The organism is Caldalkalibacillus uzonensis (genome assembly GCF_030814135.1).
Taxonomy (GTDB): Bacteria; Bacillota; Bacilli; order Caldalkalibacillales; family Caldalkalibacillaceae; genus Caldalkalibacillus; species Caldalkalibacillus uzonensis.
Genome location: NZ_JAUSUQ010000011.1, coordinates 1 through 22,533 on the forward strand (window position 1 = coordinate 1; position 22,533 = coordinate 22,533).

General features: G+C 46.9%; 23 protein-coding genes, 7 tRNA genes and 1 rRNA gene. 12 read left to right on the forward strand and 19 right to left on the reverse strand.

All coding sequences use genetic code 11. The features are described 5' to 3' along the window. The 8 genes from J2S00_RS13860 to J2S00_RS13895 all read right to left on the reverse strand — a co-directional run. Positions 1–99 (reverse strand): 16S ribosomal RNA (locus J2S00_RS13860); the annotation flags it as partial. Positions 100–300: 201 nt separating this feature from the next. Beyond that, positions 301–376, reverse strand: a tRNA-Ala gene (locus tag J2S00_RS13865). Positions 377–399: 23 nt separating this feature from the next. Beyond that, positions 400–476 (reverse strand) — tRNA-Pro (locus J2S00_RS13870). A 4-nt stretch (positions 477–480) separates the two neighbouring features. Further along, a tRNA-Arg gene (locus tag J2S00_RS13875) sits at positions 481–557 on the reverse strand. Between the two features lie 106 nt (positions 558–663). Beyond that, positions 664–752: transfer RNA gene (locus tag J2S00_RS13880), tRNA-Leu, on the reverse strand. An 11-nt stretch (positions 753–763) separates the two neighbouring features. Then, a tRNA-Gly gene (locus J2S00_RS13885) sits at positions 764–838 on the reverse strand. Between the two features lie 87 nt (positions 839–925). After that, a tRNA-Leu gene (locus J2S00_RS13890) sits at positions 926–1,013 on the reverse strand. Between the two features lie 11 nt (positions 1,014–1,024). Further along, a tRNA-Lys gene (locus J2S00_RS13895) sits at positions 1,025–1,100 on the reverse strand. Between the two features lie 174 nt (positions 1,101–1,274). Here J2S00_RS13895 and J2S00_RS13900 point away from each other — a divergent pair. Beyond that, positions 1,275–1,616: a DUF2614 family zinc ribbon-containing protein gene (locus J2S00_RS13900; RefSeq protein WP_307340947.1), complete on the forward strand. Its 342-nt coding sequence runs from the start codon at positions 1,275–1,277 to the stop codon at positions 1,614–1,616. Between the two features lie 70 nt (positions 1,617–1,686). Here J2S00_RS13900 and perR read toward each other — a convergent pair whose 3' ends face one another. The 3 genes from perR to J2S00_RS13915 form a co-directional block, all read right to left on the reverse strand. Beyond that, positions 1,687–2,154 carry a peroxide-responsive transcriptional repressor PerR gene (perR, locus tag J2S00_RS13905; RefSeq protein WP_307340949.1) on the reverse strand — a complete coding sequence of 156 codons (468 nt, stop codon included), beginning with the start codon at positions 2,152–2,154 and terminating at the stop codon, positions 1,687–1,689. Positions 2,155–2,228: 74 nt separating this feature from the next. After that, entirely contained in the window at positions 2,229–2,531 is a 303-nt protein-coding gene (locus tag J2S00_RS13910) for a cyclic-di-AMP receptor (RefSeq protein WP_307340953.1), read from the reverse strand. Between the two features lie 174 nt (positions 2,532–2,705). Beyond that, the gene (locus J2S00_RS13915) at positions 2,706–3,425 is read right to left on the reverse strand and encodes an SDR family oxidoreductase (RefSeq protein ID WP_307340954.1); all 720 of its coding nucleotides are present in this window, start codon (positions 3,423–3,425) and stop codon (positions 2,706–2,708) included. 95 nt (positions 3,426–3,520) lie between these two features. Between J2S00_RS13915 and J2S00_RS13920 the strand changes: the two genes are divergently transcribed. Continuing rightward, positions 3,521–4,834: a glutamate-1-semialdehyde 2,1-aminomutase gene (locus tag J2S00_RS13920; RefSeq protein ID WP_307340956.1), complete on the forward strand. Its 1,314-nt coding sequence runs from the start codon at positions 3,521–3,523 to the stop codon at positions 4,832–4,834. A gap of 80 nt (positions 4,835–4,914) precedes the next feature. Beyond that, positions 4,915–5,970: an FUSC family protein gene (locus J2S00_RS13925; protein ID WP_307340958.1), complete on the forward strand. Its 1,056-nt coding sequence runs from the start codon at positions 4,915–4,917 to the stop codon at positions 5,968–5,970. Positions 5,971–6,015: 45 nt separating this feature from the next. Here the strand turns inward: J2S00_RS13925 and J2S00_RS13930 are convergent, their stop codons facing one another. The 4 genes from J2S00_RS13930 to mutY form a co-directional block, all read right to left on the reverse strand. Continuing rightward, positions 6,016–7,767: an ABC transporter ATP-binding protein gene (locus J2S00_RS13930; protein ID WP_307340961.1), complete on the reverse strand. Its 1,752-nt coding sequence runs from the start codon at positions 7,765–7,767 to the stop codon at positions 6,016–6,018. 27 nt (positions 7,768–7,794) lie between these two features. Beyond that, positions 7,795–8,322 carry a DUF402 domain-containing protein gene (locus J2S00_RS13935; protein ID WP_307340964.1) on the reverse strand — a complete coding sequence of 176 codons (528 nt, stop codon included), beginning with the start codon at positions 8,320–8,322 and terminating at the stop codon, positions 7,795–7,797. A gap of 141 nt (positions 8,323–8,463) precedes the next feature. After that, positions 8,464–8,622 (reverse strand): gamma-type small acid-soluble spore protein, encoded by a 159-nt coding sequence (locus tag J2S00_RS13940; RefSeq protein ID WP_307340967.1) that lies wholly within the window; start codon positions 8,620–8,622, stop codon positions 8,464–8,466. Positions 8,623–8,681: 59 nt separating this feature from the next. Beyond that, positions 8,682–9,803, reverse strand: coding sequence for an A/G-specific adenine glycosylase (mutY, locus tag J2S00_RS13945; RefSeq protein WP_307340970.1), 1,122 nt, complete (start codon positions 9,801–9,803; stop codon positions 8,682–8,684). An 80-nt stretch (positions 9,804–9,883) separates the two neighbouring features. Here mutY and J2S00_RS13950 point away from each other — a divergent pair, with 80 nt between their 5' ends. Next, the gene (locus J2S00_RS13950) at positions 9,884–10,072 is read left to right on the forward strand and encodes a DUF2929 family protein (protein ID WP_307340972.1); all 189 of its coding nucleotides are present in this window, start codon (positions 9,884–9,886) and stop codon (positions 10,070–10,072) included. Positions 10,073–10,160: 88 nt separating this feature from the next. Here J2S00_RS13950 and J2S00_RS13955 read toward each other — a convergent pair whose 3' ends face one another. Both J2S00_RS13955 and J2S00_RS13960 read right to left on the reverse strand, forming a co-directional pair. Next, on the reverse strand, positions 10,161–10,355 hold the full coding sequence (locus tag J2S00_RS13955) for a hypothetical protein (RefSeq protein ID WP_307340976.1): 195 nt from the start codon (positions 10,353–10,355) through the stop codon (positions 10,161–10,163). 74 nt (positions 10,356–10,429) lie between these two features. Next, positions 10,430–11,329 (reverse strand): TIGR01777 family oxidoreductase, encoded by a 900-nt coding sequence (locus J2S00_RS13960; RefSeq protein WP_307340978.1) that lies wholly within the window; start codon positions 11,327–11,329, stop codon positions 10,430–10,432. A 143-nt stretch (positions 11,330–11,472) separates the two neighbouring features. Here J2S00_RS13960 and J2S00_RS13965 point away from each other — a divergent pair, with 143 nt between their 5' ends. Both J2S00_RS13965 and J2S00_RS13970 read left to right on the forward strand, forming a co-directional pair. Further along, positions 11,473–11,652: a DJ-1/PfpI family protein gene (locus J2S00_RS13965; protein WP_370875882.1), complete on the forward strand. Its 180-nt coding sequence runs from the start codon at positions 11,473–11,475 to the stop codon at positions 11,650–11,652. A 140-nt stretch (positions 11,653–11,792) separates the two neighbouring features. Further along, positions 11,793–12,482 (forward strand): glycoside hydrolase domain-containing protein, encoded by a 690-nt coding sequence (locus J2S00_RS13970; protein WP_307340981.1) that lies wholly within the window; start codon positions 11,793–11,795, stop codon positions 12,480–12,482. Positions 12,483–12,538: 56 nt separating this feature from the next. Here J2S00_RS13970 and J2S00_RS13975 read toward each other — a convergent pair whose 3' ends face one another. Together J2S00_RS13975 and J2S00_RS13980 are read right to left on the reverse strand one after the other, a co-directional pair. After that, entirely contained in the window at positions 12,539–13,891 is a 1,353-nt protein-coding gene (locus J2S00_RS13975; RefSeq protein WP_307340986.1) for a (Fe-S)-binding protein, read from the reverse strand. After that, positions 13,888–15,303 (reverse strand): FAD-linked oxidase C-terminal domain-containing protein, encoded by a 1,416-nt coding sequence (locus J2S00_RS13980; RefSeq protein ID WP_370875879.1) that lies wholly within the window; start codon positions 15,301–15,303, stop codon positions 13,888–13,890. Before J2S00_RS13980 ends, J2S00_RS13975 begins: the two co-directional genes overlap by 4 nt. A gap of 401 nt (positions 15,304–15,704) precedes the next feature. On the opposite strand from J2S00_RS13980, the gene J2S00_RS13985 reads away from it, so the two are divergent. The 6 genes from J2S00_RS13985 (at position 15,705) to J2S00_RS14010 (ending at position 22,390) form a co-directional block, all read left to right on the forward strand. Continuing rightward, positions 15,705–17,492: an L-lactate permease gene (locus tag J2S00_RS13985; protein WP_307340989.1), complete on the forward strand. Its 1,788-nt coding sequence runs from the start codon at positions 15,705–15,707 to the stop codon at positions 17,490–17,492. A 149-nt stretch (positions 17,493–17,641) separates the two neighbouring features. Beyond that, positions 17,642–18,376: a FadR/GntR family transcriptional regulator gene (locus J2S00_RS13990; RefSeq protein ID WP_307340992.1), complete on the forward strand. Its 735-nt coding sequence runs from the start codon at positions 17,642–17,644 to the stop codon at positions 18,374–18,376. Positions 18,377–18,513: 137 nt separating this feature from the next. After that, positions 18,514–19,269: a (Fe-S)-binding protein gene (locus J2S00_RS13995; RefSeq protein ID WP_307340996.1), complete on the forward strand. Its 756-nt coding sequence runs from the start codon at positions 18,514–18,516 to the stop codon at positions 19,267–19,269. Continuing rightward, on the forward strand, positions 19,241–20,674 hold the full coding sequence (locus J2S00_RS14000; protein WP_307340998.1) for a LutB/LldF family L-lactate oxidation iron-sulfur protein: 1,434 nt from the start codon (positions 19,241–19,243) through the stop codon (positions 20,672–20,674). Before J2S00_RS13995 ends, J2S00_RS14000 begins: the two co-directional genes overlap by 29 nt. Continuing rightward, positions 20,664–21,359 carry a LutC/YkgG family protein gene (locus J2S00_RS14005; protein WP_307341001.1) on the forward strand — a complete coding sequence of 232 codons (696 nt, stop codon included), beginning with the start codon at positions 20,664–20,666 and terminating at the stop codon, positions 21,357–21,359. The genes J2S00_RS14000 and J2S00_RS14005 overlap by 11 nt, the downstream gene beginning before the upstream one ends. 38 nt (positions 21,360–21,397) lie before the next feature. Next, positions 21,398–22,390: a 2-hydroxyacid dehydrogenase gene (locus J2S00_RS14010; RefSeq protein WP_307341004.1), complete on the forward strand. Its 993-nt coding sequence runs from the start codon at positions 21,398–21,400 to the stop codon at positions 22,388–22,390. Positions 22,391–22,533 lie beyond the last annotated feature (143 nt).

The window sequence follows — 22,533 nt, forward strand, 5'->3', positions numbered from 1 at the left end:
CGTCCGCCCGAAGGCTTCGGAAAGCTTCACGCGCTCGACTTGCATGTATTAGGCGTGCCGCCAGCGTTCGTCCTGAGCCAGGATCAAACTCTCCGTAAAAGTCATTCCCAAAGGAAAGAGCCTCGCACGCTTGTGCTTTGTTCAGTTTTCAAGGTTCTGTCTTGAAAGCGACATTTTTGATCATAACACAGTCAAACACAATGTGTCAATAAGCAATTTTTGCTATACCGCAAATCAAAACCGAGAGATAATATATCACAGCAAACAAATAAAATCAACAGCAACTTTTACCAAAATCGTTGGTGGAGCCAAGCGGGATCGAACCGCTGACCTCCACGCTGCCAGCGTGGCGCTCTCCCAGCTGAGCTATGGCCCCATAGCGTTTTCGATTAAAGGTGATGGTCGGGGAGACAGGATTTGAACCTGCGACCCCCTGGTCCCAAACCAGGTGCTCTACCAAGCTGAGCCACTCCCCGACAATGGTGCGCCCTGAGAGACTCGAACTCCCAACCTTTTGATTCGTAGTCAAACGCTCTATCCAGTTGAGCTAAGGGCGCACAGTTGCGTTACATTGTAATGTCGCTGACTACTAATGGTGCATCTTACAGGTATAACAAGTTCGCTCGCAAAGATGTAGTATCGCTCACTATTAATGGTGATTAATGGTGCCGAGGGCCGGACTCGAACCGGCACGGTTGTCACCAACCGCAGGATTTTAAGTCCTGTGCGTCTGCCAATTCCGCCACCCCGGCAAATATAAAAATGGAGCGGAAAACGGGATTCGAACCCGCGACCCCCACCTTGGCAAGGTGGTGCTCTACCCCTGAGCTATTTCCGCACACCAAGTTGCCAACCACAATGGCAAGACTACTGGTTAGCGTTCCATATATTTAATTAAGATGTGGAACAAGGAATATCACAAACATGGTGCGGGTGAAGGGATTTGAACCCCCACGCCCGTAAAGGGCACTAGACCCTGAATCTAGCGCGTCTGCCAGTTCCGCCACACCCGCATATATTTACATGGTGAGCCGCGAAGGATTCGAACCTTCGACCCTCTGATTAAAAGTCAGATGCTCTACCAACTGAGCTAGCGGCTCACATCTGTCTCAATGGACAAGTGATATAATAGCATGTCCTTCAGTCAAAATCAACCCCTTTTTTATTCCACTTATTTTCATAAACCAGGCACACATTTGTCAAATATAGATGAAATTAATCATGAAATTGCCGTAACCATTATGATATACTGGACCCAGGCAGGAGGGACAACAATGTTTGGAAAAGGTAAAATCAATATTATTCGCACATTTGCGCTAGGACTTGTTTTTGGCGGGATGATTGTCATGTACGGCTCGTTTCTCATGAATACACCATGGGCCATGTGGTTGTTTATGATCTTAGGGTTACTCATGGTGATCGCCAGCACGCTGGTGTATTTTTGGATCGGCTACATTTCTTCTACTAGAGCCGTATATGTGCTTTGCCCTAATTGTAATAAGCAAACAAAAATGCTGGGAAAAGTAGATGAATGCATGCATTGCAAGCAAAAGTTGACTCTGGATCCTCAGAAGGCGACAGATGTGAAAACAACGCCAATGAAGGAAACAAAATGATTGACAAACCATATACGTTAAACATACGCAAAGCAAAGAGGTCCGGCCACGGACCTCTTTAAAATTAATATCAATTTACTTGTTTGAGCAGTTTTTGTTTGTGCGTAGCCTTATCTTTACACTTTGCACAAAGTCCATATACTTCCATACGATGAAACTCCACATCAAATCCTGTTTTTTCAGATGCAACACGTTCTACATCGTATAAGCTCGGATAATGGAAATCCACAATTTTGCCGCATTCACGACAAATGACATGATAATGTTCCTCGACGTTGGCATCAAAGCGGCTAGATGCATCCCCATAGGTTAATTCTTGAACCAAACCAGCCTCTTTAAACAGACGCAAATTATTATAGACAGTGGCCACACTCATATTGGGAAACTGGCTGGCCAATGCTTGATATATTTCATCAGCTGTTGGATGGCTCATAGTATTAATTAAATATGATAAAATCGCATGACGTTGGGGAGTCATACGAACACCTTTTTTCTTCAACTTATCAAGGGCAATTGTTAATTGTTTGGACTCTGCCATAACGACATACACCTCATTTTTACCAAACACACTGCACACCATTTTATTTTACTAACATACTACCCATGATGTGCCTATTTGTCAATGTTGATCCCCCCAAAAACCGATAAATGATGCATGTCAAGCACAAACAAGGTACAACGATACTGGTGGATTTTCCATCCTTTTTCTCGATTAATACGGTCAATAACGGACTTGATCTTTCCCCTAACCTTTTGTACCTCTTGATCTTTAACGCCTAAAATTAAGGTGTCATTCCCTTGTTTCAAGAAGTTTCCTGTGCTTGCCAAATGGGTTGCCTTATATTTTCCATCCACCAGTTGCTGAATTACTTTGCTTCCATATCGCTGGTCAATGATACAGATTATGACCTTCATCCATCTGCCCACCACCGTTCCAATAGTAATAATAAAGCGCTAATATAGCGTATGACAGTGACAGGCAAATCATTAATGGGGCTGCATTATTTTGTCGAGAGTTAAGTTATTTCCACGGAAATAGTCTGTCCTCTTTTTCGACAAGTTATGTCTATGTCAGACAGGGGTATTCATTCACACATTGGGATACTCTTGGATCAATGGGTGAAGCATCACTTCATCTACAACCATATGTTTTGGCGCACTGGCCATATAGAGCACGGCATCTGCTACATCCTCGACTTTTAACCAGTCTTTTTTTTGCGGATCACCCTGGACAGTGTTATTAAAATACGTATCCACCATTCCAGGATTAATGGTGCCAACACGAATGCCCAATTTACGGACCTCCTGGGCAACAGACCCTGTAAATCCTTGCACTGCGTATTTAGAAGCGGTATAAGCAGCCCCTTTGGGGATCGTCCTTCTAGCTACGTCTGAAGCAATATTAATAATGGTTCCCTGTCCCCTTTCCTTCATGTAGGGCAATACCGCTTTTGTAAATAAAAACACCCCTTGAACATTGACTTCAAACAAACGCTGCCACTCCTCCAAAGAGGTTGCTTCTACATCTTTAAAAAAGCCAATACCTGCGTTATTAACCAAAATATCTATTTTACCGAAATGTTCAATGGTTTTGGATACACAATCATTAACCTCATTTTCCCGGGCCACATCCCCGCGAATCGCTAACACCCGGTGACCCAGATGCTCCAGCTCCTCTGCACTTTGTTGAATCTGTTCTGAACTGCCAAACAAAACAACCTGCACCTCGTGTTGGGCCAATTTAAAAGCCACGGCCTTTCCAATCCCACGGCTTGCTCCTGTCACAATAGCCACTTTATTTTTTAGCATACGATTAACCTCCTTATCCCTTCTAACTTACTAGTATACCTCATCACTGCCATGATACAATAATACACGCAACGAAAAGGAGGGTATATATAAAAATGAATGAGACCAGATCTTATTCACAATCCGAGGCATATTACCGCGAGGCATTGGAATATATTGTGGGTGGAGTTAACAGTCCCTCACGTTCCTATAAGGCCGTGGGCGGGGGAACACCCGTGTTTATGGATAGGGCAGAAGGGGCTTATTTTTGGGATGTGGATGGCAACCGTTATATTGACTACCTTGGTGCATTTGGCCCGATCATTACAGGACACGCACACCCCCATATTACACAGGCCATTGCCGACCAAGCAGCGAAAGGAACTTTATACGGCACTCCTACACCTTTGGAAGTAAAGTTTGCCAAAATGCTAAGGGAAGCGATTCCGTCCCTGGAAAAGATCCGCTTTGTGAATTCCGGAACTGAAGCCGTGATGACCACTATCCGGGTGGCCCGCGCCTATACCAACCGGACCAAAATCATGAAGTTTGCCGGATGTTATCATGGCCACTCCGATCTTGTGCTGGTTGCAGCTGGTTCAGGCCCCTCTACGCTAGGTATTCCTGACAGTGCTGGTATCCCGCACAGCATAGCCCAGGAGGTGATCACCGTCCCCTTCAATGACTTGGCCTCTTTTGAAGAAGCGCTGCACACCTGGGGGGAAGAAGTCGCTGCCGTCTTGATTGAACCCATTGTGGGCAATTTTGGCATCGTCATGCCAGAACCAGGTTTCTTGGAAGAGGTACATCGCTTGGCGCATCAAAAAGGGGCCCTCATCATTTATGATGAAGTAATCACCGCCTTCCGCTTTATGTATGGAGGTGCCCAAAATATTCTTAAACTTGAACCTGATTTAACTGCCATGGGTAAAATTATCGGTGGCGGAACACCGATAGGTGCCTACGGCGGGAGAAAATCGATCATGGAACAAGTTGCTCCGTTAGGCCCTGCCTATCAGGCCGGAACCATGGCTGGAAACCCTCTTTCTTTGGCAGCCGGTATTGCCTGCCTGGAAGTACTGCAAGAGAAAGGAACATATGATTATCTTGACCGCTTGGGACAAAAACTGGCCAATGGCATCATCAGCCTGGCTGAGCAGCACAACATCCCCGCTACCATTAACAGGTACAAAGGTGCCTTTACCGTTTATTTTGGTGTCGACCAGGTGAAAAACTATGAGGATGCCGCCAAAAGTAATGACCGTCTGTTTGCCACATTCTTTAAAGGCATGTTGAAGCAAGGTATCAACTTGGCCCCCTCCAAATACGAGGCCTGGTTCTTAACCATAAAGCACACGGAACAGGATGTAGAAGATACGTTACAAGCTGTCGCCAACACATTTAAAACAATGGCTTCACATGTTGATTAAAACACATGCACACACTATAATGGATGAGGATTTTCTAAGCATACTTATACCACCTTGTCAAAGAGGAGATTTCAAATTCCATGAGACTGGGAGCACGCATCATTAAGACAGGAATAGCGGTTACCTTGTCTTTGTATTTGGCCAGCATGTTCAATTTGGAACCGGTTATATTTGCGGCTTTAGCCGCGGTCCTGGCCATTCAACCTTCTTTATACCGTTCATGGCAAAATGTGCTGGAGCAACTGCAAGCTAATGTAATCGGAGCTGTAGTGGCTGTCTCCTTCACCTATCTATTGGGGAACGAACCTTTTGTTGTCGGTTTAGTGGTTATCATCGTCATTGCCATTAATCTGCGGTTGCGTTTTGAAAAAAGTATTCCCTTAGCCATTATTACTGTGATTGCCATTATGGAATCAACTGAAGGGAACTTCCTGCTGTTTGCTTTGGACCGCTTTTTACTTATCTTGCTGGGAATTGGCTCGTCGGTCGTCGTTAATGCTATTTTCTTGCCGCCTAAATATGAAGACCGCTTATACCGGGAATTAAATGAGGCCACTTATGACATTTTGTCTTATCTGCGCTCAAGTACATTAGATGAACTGGACGAGCGGAGATACCGGGAGGAAGTAAGGCGCCTCAAAGACCAGTTAATTAAAATTGACCAGATATATTTGTTATTCAAAGAAGAACGTACCTATTTCAGGAAAGTCACCTATAGCAAACAGCGGAAGCTGGTACTGTTCCGTAAAATGATTCACGCCAACCAAAAAGGGTTGGCCTTGCTTAAAAGCATCGAGAAACATAAATGTAACCTGGCCCAGGTCCCATTGGGATTAACAAAACTGCTGCAAGAAGAAATCGATATCTTAACCAATTACCACGAGCGAATTTTGTTAAAATATGAGCGGAAATTACGTTCACATCATCCCCATATGATTCCCACAGACGTATTTAGCGGCAGAGACCAGGTGTTAACCCAATTTATGTCCTTATATAAAGAAAATCAGGAACAACAAGATGAAGACTGGATTCATTTGTTTCCCCTTTTCGCCCAACTGATCGATTATGCTGACGAATTGGAACGCTTGGATAAATTGGTGGAAGCTTATTACTCCTTCCATGAGCAGAGACTTTAAAAAACCGGTCGTGTGGCATAAACACCGGACCGTTTTAACACATAATCACTCATCTTCAAGTTCTTGAATTCGATACAAACGATAATACACCCCTTGCCGGGCCATCAGGGACTCATGGGTCCCTTCCTCCACGATCTTCCCATTTTCAATCACCACAATCCGGTCAGCATGGGTAATGGTGGATAAGCGGTGGGCCACGATAAATGTGGTTTTGTTCTTGGCCAGTTTCTCAATGGCTTCCTGAATCATCCGCTCAGATTCAAGATCCAAAGCTGAGGTAGCTTCATCCAAAACTAAAACAGGGGGATTTTTAAGAAAAAGTCGGGCCAAGGCAATCCGTTGCTTTTGCCCACCGGATAATTTAATGCCCCGCTCCCCAATTTCTGTATCGTACCCATGGGGCAATTCCATAATAAATTGATGGGCATTGGCCGCTTCGGCCGCTCTGATCATCTCATCCTCTGAAGCAGCAGGATTGCCCATCATGATGTTTTCACGAACCGAATCACTGAATAAAATACTGTCCTGCAGCACCATTCCAATTTGCCCTCTCAAAGAACGCAACTGATAATCCCTGATATCCACCCCATCCAGGCGAATCGTCCCTTCTGTCACATCATAAAAACGGGGTAACAAACTGATTAATGATGACTTCCCTCCCCCGCTCATGCCTACCACTGCCACTGTTTCCCCCGCTTTGACACGCAAGTTGATATTCTTTAGTACAAAGGGTGAATTGTCATCATAGCGGAAGCTGACCTGTTCAAAACTGACATCCCCTTTAATATGACGAGCTGGTTTGGCATGGGGACGGTCCGTAATGTCATAGGGTTCCTTAAATAGCTCAAAGACTCGGTCCATAGAAGCAATCGCCTGCGTTAATATGGTGGAAGAATTGACAAAACGGCGCAGAGGACCATAGATTCGTTCCAGATACCCGTAAAAAGCAACCAATGCCCCCAAACTCAACTGATCATGAATGGCCAAATAACCGCCGTAGGAGAGCACTAATAAAGGTGCCAAATCAGTGATGGTATTGATCACGGCAAACGTTTTGGCATTCCAGCTGGTATGAGTCAAAGCCCGGCTCAAGAAATGATCATTCCGCTTAGCAAATTGCCGTTGTTCATGCTCTTCCAAGGCAAAGCTCTGGGTCACAGGCATGCCCTGCACCCGCTCATGGAGATGACCCTGCATCTCAGCCAAAGCTTGGGAGCGTTTCTTGGTCAACATCCTCAGCCGCTGGTAAAAGTACTTTACCGCAAAGCCATACAATGGGAACACAGCAATGGCCACCAGCGCCAGACGGGCATCCAAATAAAACATAATACCAATGGCAATAAACAAAGTAATAAAATCTAGCCATAAGTTCATCAAACCCGTCATGACGAAATTTTTTGTTTGTTCCACATCGTTGATCACTCTTGATATAATCTCTCCCGATTTATGGTTTTGATAATACCTGAGGGATAATTTTTGCAAATGTTCAAACAACCGGGCACGGATATCATATAAAATTTTATTGCCCACCCACTGGGCAAAAAATTGGCGGTAATACTCCACTGGTGCCCGAATCACGGTAAAGATAAAAAAGCTAGCCGCCATCACCAGGGCTAACTGGGTCAGTTTTTCCTCAATGCTCAATGTCTTGGTCTGAATTACTTCATCAATCACATACATGAGGATAAGAGGTAACAACATGGGAATGCCGAACTTCAAAATCCCAATCACAACGGTAATGCCAATCATCTTCCAGTATGGCTTGACAAATTGAAAATAGTGCTTAATGCTCTCCAACCGTCTTCCCCTCTATGTTCACAAATTTTATTTATAAAACAAAAACCGTTCGTACCAGCGCTCAATGTAATCTGCCTCAAAAGGCCCCTTTTGTTGATGTATTAGAGAGAGAAGCTCTTCCAAAGCCTGCTGTACCTTGCGCACGATGTGGTTCGGGTAGTTCAACTCTCGTTTGTGAAGTTGAAACTCTTCCTCATCTAAAATGACATAGGTCATGTCCGGAAACACTTTCACATCCAAGTCATAATCAATATATTGCAAGCAATTGTTTTTCCATTGGTATGGTGAGCCGATATTACAATAATAATACACACCATCTTCTCTTAACATACCAATCGTATTGAACCACTGCCCTTTCCCAAAAGTACAGATGGCCGGTTCCCGGGTTCGCCATTCCCGCCCGTCCGCTTCCCTCACCAGCACCCGATCATTGCCAACAATCCAGCTCTCTGAGCCGGTTTTGAGCACTGTTGACCGTTCCCAAACACGATGGACTGAGCCGTCATGTTTGAAACTGACAATCTCGATTTGCTGTCCTGGATGGGGGAAACTCATGGTAAACTCCTTCCAATACAATCAATGTTACTGATATTATACTCTTTATGTGGACAAACTGCTAATTTTTTTCGTGAAAAAGGGAGTGGCTTAATACCACTCCCCAAAAGCATTTTGGCGTTATAAACAGGTTCGCTGGAGTTATTGTTGTCTTTGTTGTTTCTTAGCCTCAGCTTGCTGGTTTTGCTGGCGGACTTGTTGAGCAGCGGTTTCAGCAGCAAACTCAGCTTGTTGACCGCGAGCAGCAGCTTGGTTTTGTCTTCTCACTTGTTGAGCATTGGTTTTTTGTTGATCGGCCACTTTTATCACCTCCACATGCCTTATGTTAGCCATGCGGATAAAAAATATGCATTGGGTCATCATAATCTTTGTCTGAGTTCCTTTTTGATTTTCTGGTGGGAGACAGGAAACGGATAGCGGTCCAGATTTCCAATCCGCTCCCAACGAGTTTCAGAGGCAAGACTCAGTCGGTTTTGCGCAGACTTTAGGGTACCTCCCAATGGCTCAGCTAATTGCAAACGATAAACTCTGATCTCCCAAATTAAATGGGTAAAAGTGTGCTGGACGAGCGGCCATTCCTCTACCGTTTCCGCCCTTAAACCATACGTTTCAAACAAATAGCGACTGATGGTTTCAGCAGGTTCATGCCCGTACCACTCCACATTAGGAAATTCATACAGCTTGGCCAGTAAGCCGCTGTTTGGTCTCTGGCGGATGAGCACCTGTTCCCCATCAGTCAAGACACCAGCAACCAGCTTTACCGTTTTTGGCTTCTTTTTCTTAGCCTTCACTGGTAGCTGAGACTGCACCCCTTGCTGGTAGGCCAGGCACACTTCATGGACGGGACAAGTCAGACAGTGGGGTGATTTAGGGGTACATACCAATGCGCCCAGTTCCATTAAACCTTGATTAAAGTATGAGGCCCGTCCCTCGGGGATTAAACACTGCACAATGGCTTCAACCAATCGACGCGTTTTTACTTTTTGAATATCCTCCTCAATATACAAAAGGCGTGAGATGACTCGCAGCACATTGCCATCCACAGCCGGCTCACGCTGCCCATAGGCAATACTCAAAATAGCACCGGCCGTATAAGGCCCAACCCCTTTCAAAGTGGAAATATCCTCACGGTTCTCAGGCACTTGCCCGCCATACCGCTCTTTGACCTCTTTCACAGCCTGATGCAGGTTGCGGGCGCGGGAGTAATAGCCCAACCCTTCCCAATGCTTCAACACTTCTTCCTCATCGGCTTCTGCCAGGGCTTCCAGTGTGGGAAAGCGTTCCATAAACCGCTTATAATAGGGGATAACTGTATCCACTTGCGTTTGCTGCAACATGACCTCAGAAACCCAGATTTTATAGGGGTCCCGGTCTTCCCGCCAAGGCAGCTGGCGCATATTGCGTTCAAACCAGTACAACAACTGCTTCTGAAACCTGTCGACCGGAAATGCAGCCAAATATTTTTCTGCCGCTTGGTCCAAATTGTTCCTCTCCCTTGTCAACTTTTTCGATATTCTTTACAATAGGATAAGATGATTACATACGGATGAGGTGTCTTGTCATGAATAAACTACTGGCCTTTATCGTTTCCATCATAATCGCCATCGCCTTAACCCTTGTGGTCGGCTTTGTGGTGGCCAGCATTAACGGGTACGAGTACAACTTCAGTGATGCCGTTCCCTATGGTGTTGTGCTGGGGCTTATCATTTATTTTTTTGGTTCTGTGGTTACAGCCAGCGAACAGTCTTAACAACGCCAAAAGAGCCTGACAGCAGGCTCTTTTTTCAATTATACCGTTTAACGTGCCCTATAAAATGTTGGTGACTGGAAGCTGAGATCTATTGCTTAGAATCTGTATTATCTTGGTCATTGTCATCCTCTTTTTGAACGGTGGCAATTTCATACTCCTCATGAAATTTTCCCGAAGCAATATGGTAAATTGCCCAGCAAATGGCACCGATAATGGAAACAGCCAAAATAATACCCATGATAAACATGGAAATAAAAGCTGGGCTGCTAAACATCACTGACATGTGCTTGTTCTCCCTTCAGTTTGGCTTGTCCCAGACACACTCATACTTTGATCTTCATTCACTCACTCATTTTATTATACCAGATCACGCAAAGCCTCTTCCAGATGGGGGAATTGAAACTTAAATCCAGCCTCAAGCAGCTTGTCAGGTTTGACACACTGGCCCTTCAAGATGAGATCAGACATTTCCCCCAATAACAGCTTAAGTGCAAAGCCAGGAGCAGGAAGCCAGTGTGGGCGTCCCAATACCTTGGCCACGGTTTGACCGAACGTTGTCATTCGCACCGGATGAGGCGCTGTTACATTAACAGGACCTTGAATATCCGAGTTAACCATGGCAAACGCAATGGCCCGGGCCACGTCCCGGATATGCACCCAAGATACCCATTGTTGTCCGCTGCCCAGCGTACCTCCTACAAACAAACGGTAAGGTAACAGCATTTTTTCCAAGGCTCCCCCTTTGTGCCCCAGCACAACCCCCAACCTCATTTTGGCCACACGGACTCCATAATGAGCGGCCTGATCCGCTTCTTTTTCCCAAGCCTGAGTCACCTCAGCCAAAAAATCAGCACCCGGCCCAGATTCTTCCGTAAATACATCCTCAACAGATGTGCCATAATAACCAACGGCTGAGGCGTTAATCAACACTTTGGGGTTCAGGTTTTGCTCCTTGATCAGACCGATCAAGTGACGGGTGGTTTCCACTCTGCTGCTTAAGATGCGTTTCTTGGCCTTGCTGTTCCAGCGCTGGTTGATCGTTTCCCCAGCCAGGTTCACCACCGCCTCCATCTCTGCCAAACTGACTGCTTCCCTTTGTGGAGGCCATGATACAAGCTGAACATGTTTGAAGTCGGGAACGGTCCGATACACGTCTGCTGAACGGGAAAACAGCACGACCTGATCCCCTTGCTCCAGTAAATAATGAATCAAAGCCCGCCCAATAAAGCCGGTTCCTCCCACAATAGCGACCCGCATATTCAGCTCTCCCCTTTTATAAGGATAACAACTTGCCAGATCATAATTATGCTATTTTTTCCTATAATGGTTTTATCTTCTTGAGTGACGGTTAACCGTATGTTACCATAAGTATAGCGGTTTTATATCCTGTGGGAAAGGAGATGGTGGGCGTAGGGAGAGAATTGACGGCATACACTGCATGCCGGCCAGAGGTAGAAGCGGCAGGAGCAACCTATATTGAAGAACCTTTGCATGTGGATGGCAACATTGTCTCGGCCCATGCCTGGCCTGATCTCCCAGGTTTTATGAGAGAGTTCTTAAAAAAATTGGGTGTCAAATAATGTTAGTATGTCAATATAAATCATTGGTGGCTGCCCTTTGGTTTGGAACGCAACCGGGGCAGCCACTTTTTTACCTGTACACACATTTTTATGACTGCCGAATTTCTCTCTTTTTTTCATATTCTACATTTCAGCCTCATATGCATTTACCATGTTATCTTTTATGGAGAGGAAGAGAAATTGTGCCTTATGAATGGGGAGTCGATTCGGCAGCACCTGTCACTGAATCCTTTTTTCAATGTGTCGTGGATCACTTTGGTTATCCCTCTTACTGGGGACGATATCTCACCACCGTGCCAAATGTCTCTGACGGACTCACGCGCCAAGAAATTGCCCTATTACGCGGACGAGGTGTAAAGATTTGGCCTATATATAACGAATTTGTTGATGCCATTGGTTACCGTAACGGGCGTGTAGCTGCGCGCAACAGTATTTATCATGCCCAACGTTTAGGCATACCGGAAGGAATCATGCTCACCGCCAACCTGGAATATGCCATCGATGAAGCCTGGATCAGAGGATGGGTCGATGCCATCTATCCAAGTGGTTACCGGCCGGGTCTATATGGAGACCCTGCTGAAGGTGACTTTTCCACTGCTTATTGCCAGGCCGTCCAGAACAGCAATCTGGTTGCCGCACAGGCCATCATTTGGTCGAACATGCCCAGACCCGGTGTCACACGCAGGGCAGAAGCACCAGCCTATCGGCCAAGCATGCCTCCGTGTCAAGCCAATGTATGGGGGTGGCAATATGGTTGGGATGATCCAACATGCAACATGCCGATCGATTCAAACCTCATCGACTCAAAACTGATGCAGTATTTGTGGTAATTTGATTTGAAACAGGAGAGTTTCCGTAACTCACAAAGTTTCTACGTTACCCACCATCAATATCTTGATTCTCCTTTTTGGCGCACTTCTGCTAACAGATCAACCACATGAATTGCCTTCATGTGATCGGACAGCCCTGCACGCTGGATACCTGCTTTCATCTGTAATAAACAGCCAGGATTTGAGGTCACCAGGATATCAGCTTTCGTGGCTCTCACATGTTTCATCTTTTCATCCAATATGCGTGCTGACATCTCGGGTTGCGTCAGATTGTAGATGCCAGCTGAACCGCAACAACGGTCCGCTTCAAACAGCTCAACATAAGTCGCTCCCTTGATTTGGCGCAACAATTGGCGCGGCTGTTCCTTGACTTGCATCACATTCTGCAAGTGGCACGAGGCTTGATAAGTAATTCTTGCTTCAAGTGTTCCCCACTTTTCCACTGGACCATGATCAAGCAAAAGTTCACTGATATCTTTCACCCGCTCTGAAAACCAGCGGGCCTCTTTCGCTTCACATTCATCCTCTAACAAATGCTCATACTCCTGTAACAAAGCCCCGCATCCTCCCGCATTAGATACAATGTAGTCCACCTCTCTTTGTTTAAAAGCCTGGATATTCTGACGGGCCAATGAGCGGGCCATCTCCCGTTCTCCGCTATGAGCGTGCAAGGCCCCACAACAGGTTTGTTGCGGAGGAATAACGACGTCAAACCCTGCCTCACTCAGCAGTGTAACTGTATTTATATTAGTTTCAGTAAACAACACATCCATGACACACCCTCTGAACAGACCCACTGTTCCTTTCTTTTTCCCTTGGGCAGGGATAAAGTTACCCAACTGTTCGGCTACACCCTTGGACGCAGCGGCAGGCATCACCGCCTCCATCTCCCTTAAATAGGATGGCAAAAGTTTTAGGAACCCAAGCTTGCGCAACAGCCATTGCAAACCCGTTTTTTGGTAGATGATCAGCAATCGTCCCAGCCAGCGCAACCGCTTGGGATGGGGAAATAGGAAGTGGAAAAAGAAGCGTCGCAAAACCCGCACCCAAACCTTATGGCGGGCATGATCTTCCAGTGCATCGCGCGCTTGCTCCAAGAGTTCCCCATACTTAACACCAGCCGGACAGGCTGGCTCACAAGCCCGGCAACCCAGGCACTGATTAAGCTGATCTTCTAACTGCTTTCCATTCTGCAGGTGACCGTCAACAGCGGCTTTCATCAAGGCAATCCGTCCCCGGGGAGAAGATGCTTCCCGGCCTGTCTCCCTGTAGGTGGGACAGGCCGGCAGACAAAAACCACAGCGCATACAATTGGATAATTCGTCATAATTGAGCTTGTCCTGCAGACGCCGTGTGACCGGAGTTTTTTCAACTTGAGGCATTTTGCCTTGAATCTCCTTTGTCTTCATCTGTTAATCACCACTCTCTTGCGGGTTTGGCCGGCAAACATTTTTCCAGGGTTTAGAATGTTTTTCGGATCGAATGCCCGTTTAATCCCTTTCATCACCTCTATACCAGCCGGGCCCACTTTCCATTCCAAAAAAGGAGCCTTGACGATACCTACACCGTGTTCGCCTGTAATGGTTCCTCCCAGCTCCAATGCAGCGGCAAAAATCTCTTCAAACGCTTCTTCCACCCGTTCAATTTCGTCTTGATCCCGGGCATCGGTCATACATGTCGGATGAAGATTGCCGTCACCTGCATGGCCGAAGGTACAGATACGGACGTTATATTTGGCGCCAATCTCTGCAATTTTTTCCACCATGGTCGCAATCTGGGAGCGTGGTACTGTAGCATCTTCCAAAATGGTGGTCGGTTTAAGGCGTGCCAAGGCGGACAAGGCACTGCGGCGTGCAGTCATAAGTTCCTCTGCTTCCCGCATGTCTTTGGCCACTTTGATTTCCCGCGCTTCTTCCATACAAATTGCCCTCATTTTTTCCATATCCTCTTCCACCACAGCAGGATGTCCGTCCTGTCCGATCAATAAGATGGCCTTCATGTCAGTGGGAAGGCCGATCTTAGCATAGTCTTCTACCACCAAAATGGTGCCATGATCCATAAACTCCAGCGTACTGGGAATGATACGGGCAGCGATAATTTTGGAGACCGTCCGGGCAGCAGCATACATATCATCGAAATAGGCCAACATCACGCTTGTGGCCTGCGGTTTAGGCAAAAGCTTCACCGTTGCTTCTGTGATGACAGCTAAGGTGCCTTCAGACCCGACCAGCAATTTCGTTAAATCGTAGCCGGCCACATCCTTCATCAATTTGCCTCCCGTATGAATCACTTCCCCGTTGGGCAAGACAGCTGTTAAACCGATCACATAATCCTTTGTGGTGCCATATTTCAGTCCGCGAAGCCCCCCGGCACACTGGGCAATATTTCCACCTAACGTAGAGACCAACATACTGCCTGGGTCAGGGGGGTAAAATAATCCTTTAGCTTCGACTGCTTGATGCAGCGCTTTGGTGGTGAGACCGGTTTCAAAAGTAGCTGTTAAGTTTTCCTCATCAATTTCCAGCAAACGGTTCATACGTGTGGTCACCAGGACCACCCCACCATGGACCGGAACGGTGCCACCGCACAAATTGCTGGCCGCCCCCCTGGTGTAAACAGGGATCTCATACTGATGACATATCTTCAACACGGCACTGACTTGGTTGGTCGATTGCGCATAGATCACTGCCTCAGGCATGGCCTGCAGCATGGGTGTAGCATCATAGGAATGACTGAGCAAACTTTCCTCATCGTCAAAATAAGCACTAACCCCGGCTGCTTCAATGAGCTTGGCACGAATCTCCCCAGTAATGCGACGCAATTTTTATTCATCTCCTTTTTGTCAAACCTTAAAAATACATATATCGGGCCATTGTGTATAAATCAGGTCATATGATGATTTTGGCCGACACAAAATGAGTATGCTCTCCACCATGATTATAGCTGAACCCAAATGTGTTGTAAATTCATTCTTGCTTGATCTGTCAAACAATCATTATTTTTTTAAAAAAGAGATTGAAATCAATGTGACATTTTTTTATGATTATTTATACATCTGATGACCTTATCATACTATGGGTGGTTTGAAAGCTTAACCCAGAGAAGGAGGTGAAAAACAAACATTAATTTTAAATAACAATTTGAAAGCGTTCTAAATGTGCCGTCTGTCTTTGCCACGGACCTGTTTTGTCCAAACTGAATAACTTAAGGAAGTGAATTGATGTGAGCGTTGGTTTATTATCCCTGTTTGCATTGACACCTATCGCCACTGTATTTATTTTTCTCGTCATTTTAAAATGGCCAGCCAAAAAAGCCATGCCACTGGCCTACATCATAACCGTACTTATGGCGCTGATCATTTGGGGTACACCCTCAAACAAAGTATGGGCTGCCTCCGTTCACGGACTGGTCACGGCATTAAACATGCTGTTTATCGTTTTTGGGGCTATATTGCTCCTTAATACGTTAAAAGAAAGCGGTGCCATCCAAGCCATCCGTAAAGGTTTTACTGATATTTCTCCGGACCGGCGCATCCAAGCCATCCTCATTGCTTGGCTGTTTGGTGCGTTTATTGAAGGATCAGCCGGGTTTGGCACTCCTGCAGCCATTGCAGCGCCATTGCTTGTTGCCATTGGCTTTCCGGCTATGGCTGCGGTCTTGGTGGCACTGATTATTCAAAGCACACCCGTTTCTTTTGGAGCTGTAGGAACACCTATTCTGGTCGGTGTCAACAGCGGCCTTGACGGGCAAGAAAATGTACTAGCAGCCATTGGCTCAACACCTTTTTCAGAATATTTATTTCAAATTGGGGTTAAAGTGGCCATGATTCATGGTTTGGTTGGCGTATTGATCCCCTTGATCATGGTCGGGATGCTGACCCGCTTCTTTGGTGCATCACGCTCTTTTACAGAAGGGTTAAAGGTGTGGAAGTTCGCCCTGTTTGCGGGAGTGGCATTTACCGTTCCCTACTATTTGGTTGCCTTGTTGTTCGGTCCTGAGTTTCCGTCATTACTAGGGGCTTTAATTGGTTTATTGATCGTCGTACCCGCAACTAAAGCTAAATTATTTATGCCCAAAGAAACATTCGATTTTGAAGAACGCAGCAAGTGGGAATCCCAATGGATTGGTAAATTAAATGAGGTTTCCCAGCAATCAACCGAAACGCCTGCCATGTCCCTGTTAAGAGCTTGGGCCCCTTATATTATCGTTGCCGGTTTGTTGGTTATCACACGAACCGTTGATACGGTTCAGGCTGCATTGCGGCACGAGTATGTGACTCTTTCAATTACCGATATCTTTGGTTCAGGTATTTCAACTTCGTCTCAACCGCTTTATTTACCTGGATTTATCTTTATCGTGGCTTCTTTAGCTACCTACTTCATCCATAACATGTCCAAAAACGGACATTACATCCGGGCCTGGTCTGATTCGTTGAAGACCACGTTTAGTGCTGCTGCAGCCCTGATATTTGCTGTCCCCATGGTGCAGGTGTTTCTCAATTCCGCGACAGATGAGCTGGCCAGCATGCCGCTTGTTTTGGCAGAAGGGGTCTCTAATATGGTCGGGGGTTTATGGCCAATGTTTGCCCCGGCCATCGGTGCACTGGGCGCGTTTATCGCAGGCAGTAATACGGTCAGCAATATGATGTTCTCGTTATTCCAGTTTGGAACAGCTGAAAGTATTGGACTCGGAGCGACCGGGGCAGGCATTGTCGTGGCCTTGCAAGCAGTCGGGGGGGCTGCCGGAAATATGATTTGTGTCCACAATGTGGTCGCTGCTTCAGCCACCGTTGGTCTCGTGGGACGTGAAGGGGATTTGATTCGCCAAGCTTTAATCCCGATGACCTATTATATTCTTGCCACTGGTGGATTGGGTATGGCTCTGATTACCGGCGGGGCGAACCCCTGGTACTTGGCTTGGCTGGTCATCATCGGTTTATTCCTGGCCTTCATGCTTACCAACAAAGGTGCAGCTGGTGAGCAGAACATAAGCCACTCTCTTCAAAAATAACATCAGATCGACAATGGAGGATCCATTTTTTTCCCTTCCCTGGTCCGTAGAGACGGCCCAGGAAATTGTGTTCCCACCGCCACCTCTATTGTGATCATTTCCGTCATTGGTTACAATAAGAGTATGTAGGTTATTCCAGGGGTGGCGTTATGGGATATAAACGTGTCAGAACAAAAAAAATCTATGAAATTGTAGCTGAACAGTTAATAGAGATGATCAAAAGCGGGGAATTAAAACCTGGGGATAAACTGGATTCGGTTGAACAGCTGGCCAAAAACTTTAATGTTGGCCGTTCAGCCATTCGGGAAGCATTAAGTGCATTGAGGGCCATGGGCTTGGTGCACATGAAGCAGGGAGAAGGAACTTTTGTCAATGCCTATGACTTTTCCAAGCTTTCCTTGCCCGCTACACCGGCTATTTTACTAGATAACAAGAGCATGCTGGAGTTTTTTGAAGTGCGCAAAATCATTGAAACAGGGGCCGCAAGTCTGGCAGCAACCAAACGGAAGGAGTCCGATTTAGCCCAGATGAAAGCGGCCCTGGACGAAATGAGCCGAGCGGCAGGAGATGAAGATCTCGGGGAAAAGGCCGATGTCAAATTTCATCTGGCAATCGCAGAAGCGTCTCAAAACAGCGTTTTAGTCAAGCTCATGAACCAAATTGCCGATACGATGGTAGAAACCATGAGGGAAAGCCGGCGCATCTGGCTCTATGCGGAAGAATCCACCTTTGAACGATTATATCAAGAGCATGTTTCCATTTATCAGGCCATTGTTGACCGCAATGCGCCACTAGCTGAACAGCTGATGCTTGCCCACCTCGTCAAAGTTGAAGAGGTATTGATTCGTTTTAACAAAGATCTTGAACATACAAAAACAGAATAAATAAACATAATTCCCAGGCTATCTTTCAAAAAGCATAGGTTTCACTTTTTCTAAGCTTCTCGTGTTGTTTTGTTCTTCTTTTTTGAACAATCATCAGATGATCATACTTTTAAATCTCAACTGAGGAGGGATTTGACATGCGCGTTTCTCTGTTCATCACCTGTCTTTCAGATTGTTTTTTTCCACGTGTAGGCCAGGCGGTCGTTCATTTATTGCGCCGTCACGGCTGCGAGGTAGATTTTCCTCTCGAACAGGTCTGTTGCGGTCAGCCTGCCTATAACAGCGGTTACCATGAAGAGGCCCGGACAGCAGCCAAACAACTGATCCGCGCCTTTAAAAACGCTCAGTACGTGGTGTCCCCTTCTGGTTCCTGTGCAGCCATGATTCGCCATTATTATCCTACTTTGTTTGCAGCCGACGACGAGTGGCGTGATAAGGCCCAGCAATTTGCCGACAAAGTTTATGAATTCTCTCAATTTATGGTTAATATTCTAAAAGTTAGCTCTGTTGATGCCTGTTACGAAGGCAGAGCCACCTATCATCATTCCTGCCATATGATGCGGGGCCTGGGTGTCTCGGGCGAACCCCTTCGACTTTTACAATCCATCAAGGGATTAGAAGTCGTGGATCTGCCTTATCATCAGGATTGCTGCGGGTTTGGTGGAACTTTTGCCGTGAAGATGAAAGAGATTTCTGAACAAATGGTGGATGAAAAAGTGGAACATATCCTTGCTACTCAGGCCAATATTTTGGTTGGTTCTGATATGGCCTGCCTGATGAACATCCAAGGGCGTTTGAGAAGACTTGGATATCCTGTCCAGGTTTTTCATGTAGCCGAACTGTTATATGAGGGGGTGCAGCGCTATGAGTCTCTCCAATCCTCTGCCATTTAAACAACGAGTGGAACAAGGGCTGAATGATCCCTTCCTGCGCCAGTCCTTAAAAAACGCCCAAGCCCGTTTCCGGGAAGGAAAACAAAGAGCTGCTCAGATTTTGGGCAATCTTGAGGAATGGCGGACACGGGCAGAAGCGATTCGCCACCATACCATTGAACACCTCGATTACTATTTGGACCAATTCGCCACCAATGTGGAAAACAACGGTGGCACCGTCTTTTTTGCCGAGACAGAACAGGAAGCGGTGGATTACCTCATCCGTCTGGCTAAAGCAAAGCAGGCCAAAACTGTGATTAAGTCCAAGTCGATGGTCTCCGAAGAAACGCATGTAAACAAGCGCTTAGAGGAAATTGGAGTAGAAGCCATTGAATCGGATCTCGGAGAGTACATCATTCAGTTGGCTAAAGAGATGCCTTCTCATATTATTGCCCCGGCTATTCACAAAAACCGCAGACAGATTGCCCAGTTGTTTGCAGAAGTGGCCGGGAAAGAACTGCCCGAAGACACTTCGGCTTTAACCCGCTTTGCCCGCCACCAGTTGCGGGACAAATTTTTAAACGCGGATATAGGTATCAGCGGCTGTAACTTTGCTGTGGCAGAGACCGGCTCTATCGTCCTGGTCAGCAATGAAGGCAATGCCCGACTGACCACGACTTTGCCCAAAACCCATGTTGTCATGATGGGCATGGAGCGCATTGTGCCCACCTGGGAAGATCTTGATGCCGTGCTTTCTCTTCTGCCGCGCAGTGCCACCGGCCAAAAAATAACCAGCTATGTAACAGCACTAACCGGTCCCCGGCGGGAAAATGATCAAGACGGACCGGAAGAGATGCATGTGATTATCGTGGACAATGGCCGTTCCAACGCGTTGGGCACAGAGTACCAAAGCATTTTGCACTGCATCCGCTGTGGTGCCTGCCTGAACGTCTGCCCTGTTTACCGGCACATTGGCGGCCATGCCTACGGCGGTGTTTATACCGGCCCCGTGGGCGCAGTTTTAACCCCCATTTTAGAAGGATTTGATGAATGGGAAGAACTCCCTTACGCTTCCAGTCTGTGCGGTGCCTGTACGGAAACGTGCCCTGTCAAAATCCCTCTGCACGATATGCTGATTGATCTGCGCCGGGATGAAGTAGATGAGAAGCGGAGTCCTGGCGTGGAACGGTTTATTTTTCGTTTGTTCGGCACGGCGATGAACAACCCTGCCCTCTACCGGCTGGGATTAAAAATGGCCAAACATCTGTTAAAACCATTTGCTGATGATGAAGGATTCCTGAACAAGGGGCCAGGGCCATTAAAAGCATGGACCGAGGAACGCGACTTTCCTGCACCAGCTAAAGAAAGTTTCCGGGAATGGTGGCAGCGGGCAGGACGGTACGGAGGTGATCCCGATGGCAGATAGACAGGCATTTTTGCAGAAGATTGCCCATAAACTGGGACGTCCCACACCTACACAGGTCAACCGTCCCCGCTGGACCCGTCACCCTTGGGACCATCTGTGCCAAGGCCTTACTCAAAGCGAGCTGGTAGATCAATTTGAACAAGAACTGAGCGCTTTAACCGGTGAAGTGGTACGCATTTCTACCCTGCAAGAGCTGCCTGAAGCAGTGAGCCGTTGGATTCAAGAGGAGGGCTGTAAGCGAATCGTGGCCTGGCAGCATCCTTCTGCTGCAGGACAAGTCCTTACCGAAACCTTGAACCAGTTAAGAGACATCCACACCACCTATTGGTCGTCCTCAGCCGGACGGGAGGCCCTTATTGCCGCAGCCGAACAAGCCGATTTAGGATTGGTGGTGGCTGAGCACGGCCTGGCAGAAACAGGCACTGTTGTGCTCTATAACCGGGGAGAGCAAGGAAGATTGGTCAGTTTGTTGCCCACTACTTGTGGCGTGATCCTGCACGGGTCACAAATTATCCCGCGACTCACCCAAGTGTTAAGCCAGTTCAAAGGGATTGTCCCAGATTATTCCTGCATTAACCTTATTACTGGGCCCAGCCGCAGTGCTGACATAGAAATGGATCTGAGCATCGGCGTTCACGGTCCAGGACGTATTGTTGTCTTTCTCATTGACGATCATCTGTCGTAAAATGGTGATAAAAGGTCTCTGACAAAGGAGATGAGTCCATGGCTAAACCGTACGTGTTTATTACCATGCAAATTCCGAATGAAATCGTTTCTCTTCTGGAAAAAGTAGCTCACGTAGGCATGTGGGAAGCCGATATTCCCTGCCCCAGGGATAAATTGCTGGAAGAGGCGGCCAAAGCGGATGCTCTGTTCACCATGGTGGTGGACCGCATCGACGAAGAAGTGTTAAGGACCGGACAAAATTTGAAACTGGTGGCCAATATGGCCGTCGGCTATGATAACATTGACCTTAAAACAGCCAAACAACTTGGCATTATGGTGACCAATACCCCCGATGTACTCAGTGAAGCGACAGCAGACCTCACCTTTGCTTTGCTGATGGCCACCGCCCGCCGTCTGGTAGAAGCCTCCCTGGCCTTGTATGAAGGCAAGTGGACTTCATGGAGTCCAATGTATATGGCTGGGCAGGATGTGTACGGCAAAACGCTGGGCATTGTGGGCATGGGCCGCATAGGGGAAGCAGTTGCCCGCCGGGCCAAGGGGTTTGACATGGAGATTCTATACCACAACCGCCATCGCAAACCAGACGCAGAAGAAAAGCTGGGAGCCACCTACTGTTCTTTTGAACAGCTCTTGCAACAAGCCGATTTTGTTGTATCTTTGGCTCCGCTGACCCCGGAAACCCGCCATTTGTTTGGCCGGCGGGAATTTGAATTGATGAAAAAGACAGCCATTTTTATTAATGCTTCCCGCGGACCTGTTGTTGATGAAGATGCCTTATATCATGCCTTGAAAGAGAAGCAAATTTGGGCAGCAGGATTAGATGTGTTTCAACAGGAGCCCGTGCCCATTGACCACCCCCTGCTCACCTTGCCAAATTTAGTTCCCCTTCCCCATATCGGCAGTGCCAGCATCCCGGCCCGGATGGCTATGGCTCGCCTGGCAGCTGAAAACATCATGCTAGGGCTGTCCGGCCAAAAACCCAAAACACTGATTGATGAAGCGATGTGGACCAGCCACCGCTCCCGCTAGTTCATTCCAAATCAGCCCCCCGTATGGCGGCCGCTAAACAACGGCTGCCATTTTCCTATTTAATTCATATCATTTTGCGATCATTATGATCGAAATTATATATTGTAAAGATCAATCAAATTGCTCTATAATGGTAAAAAAAT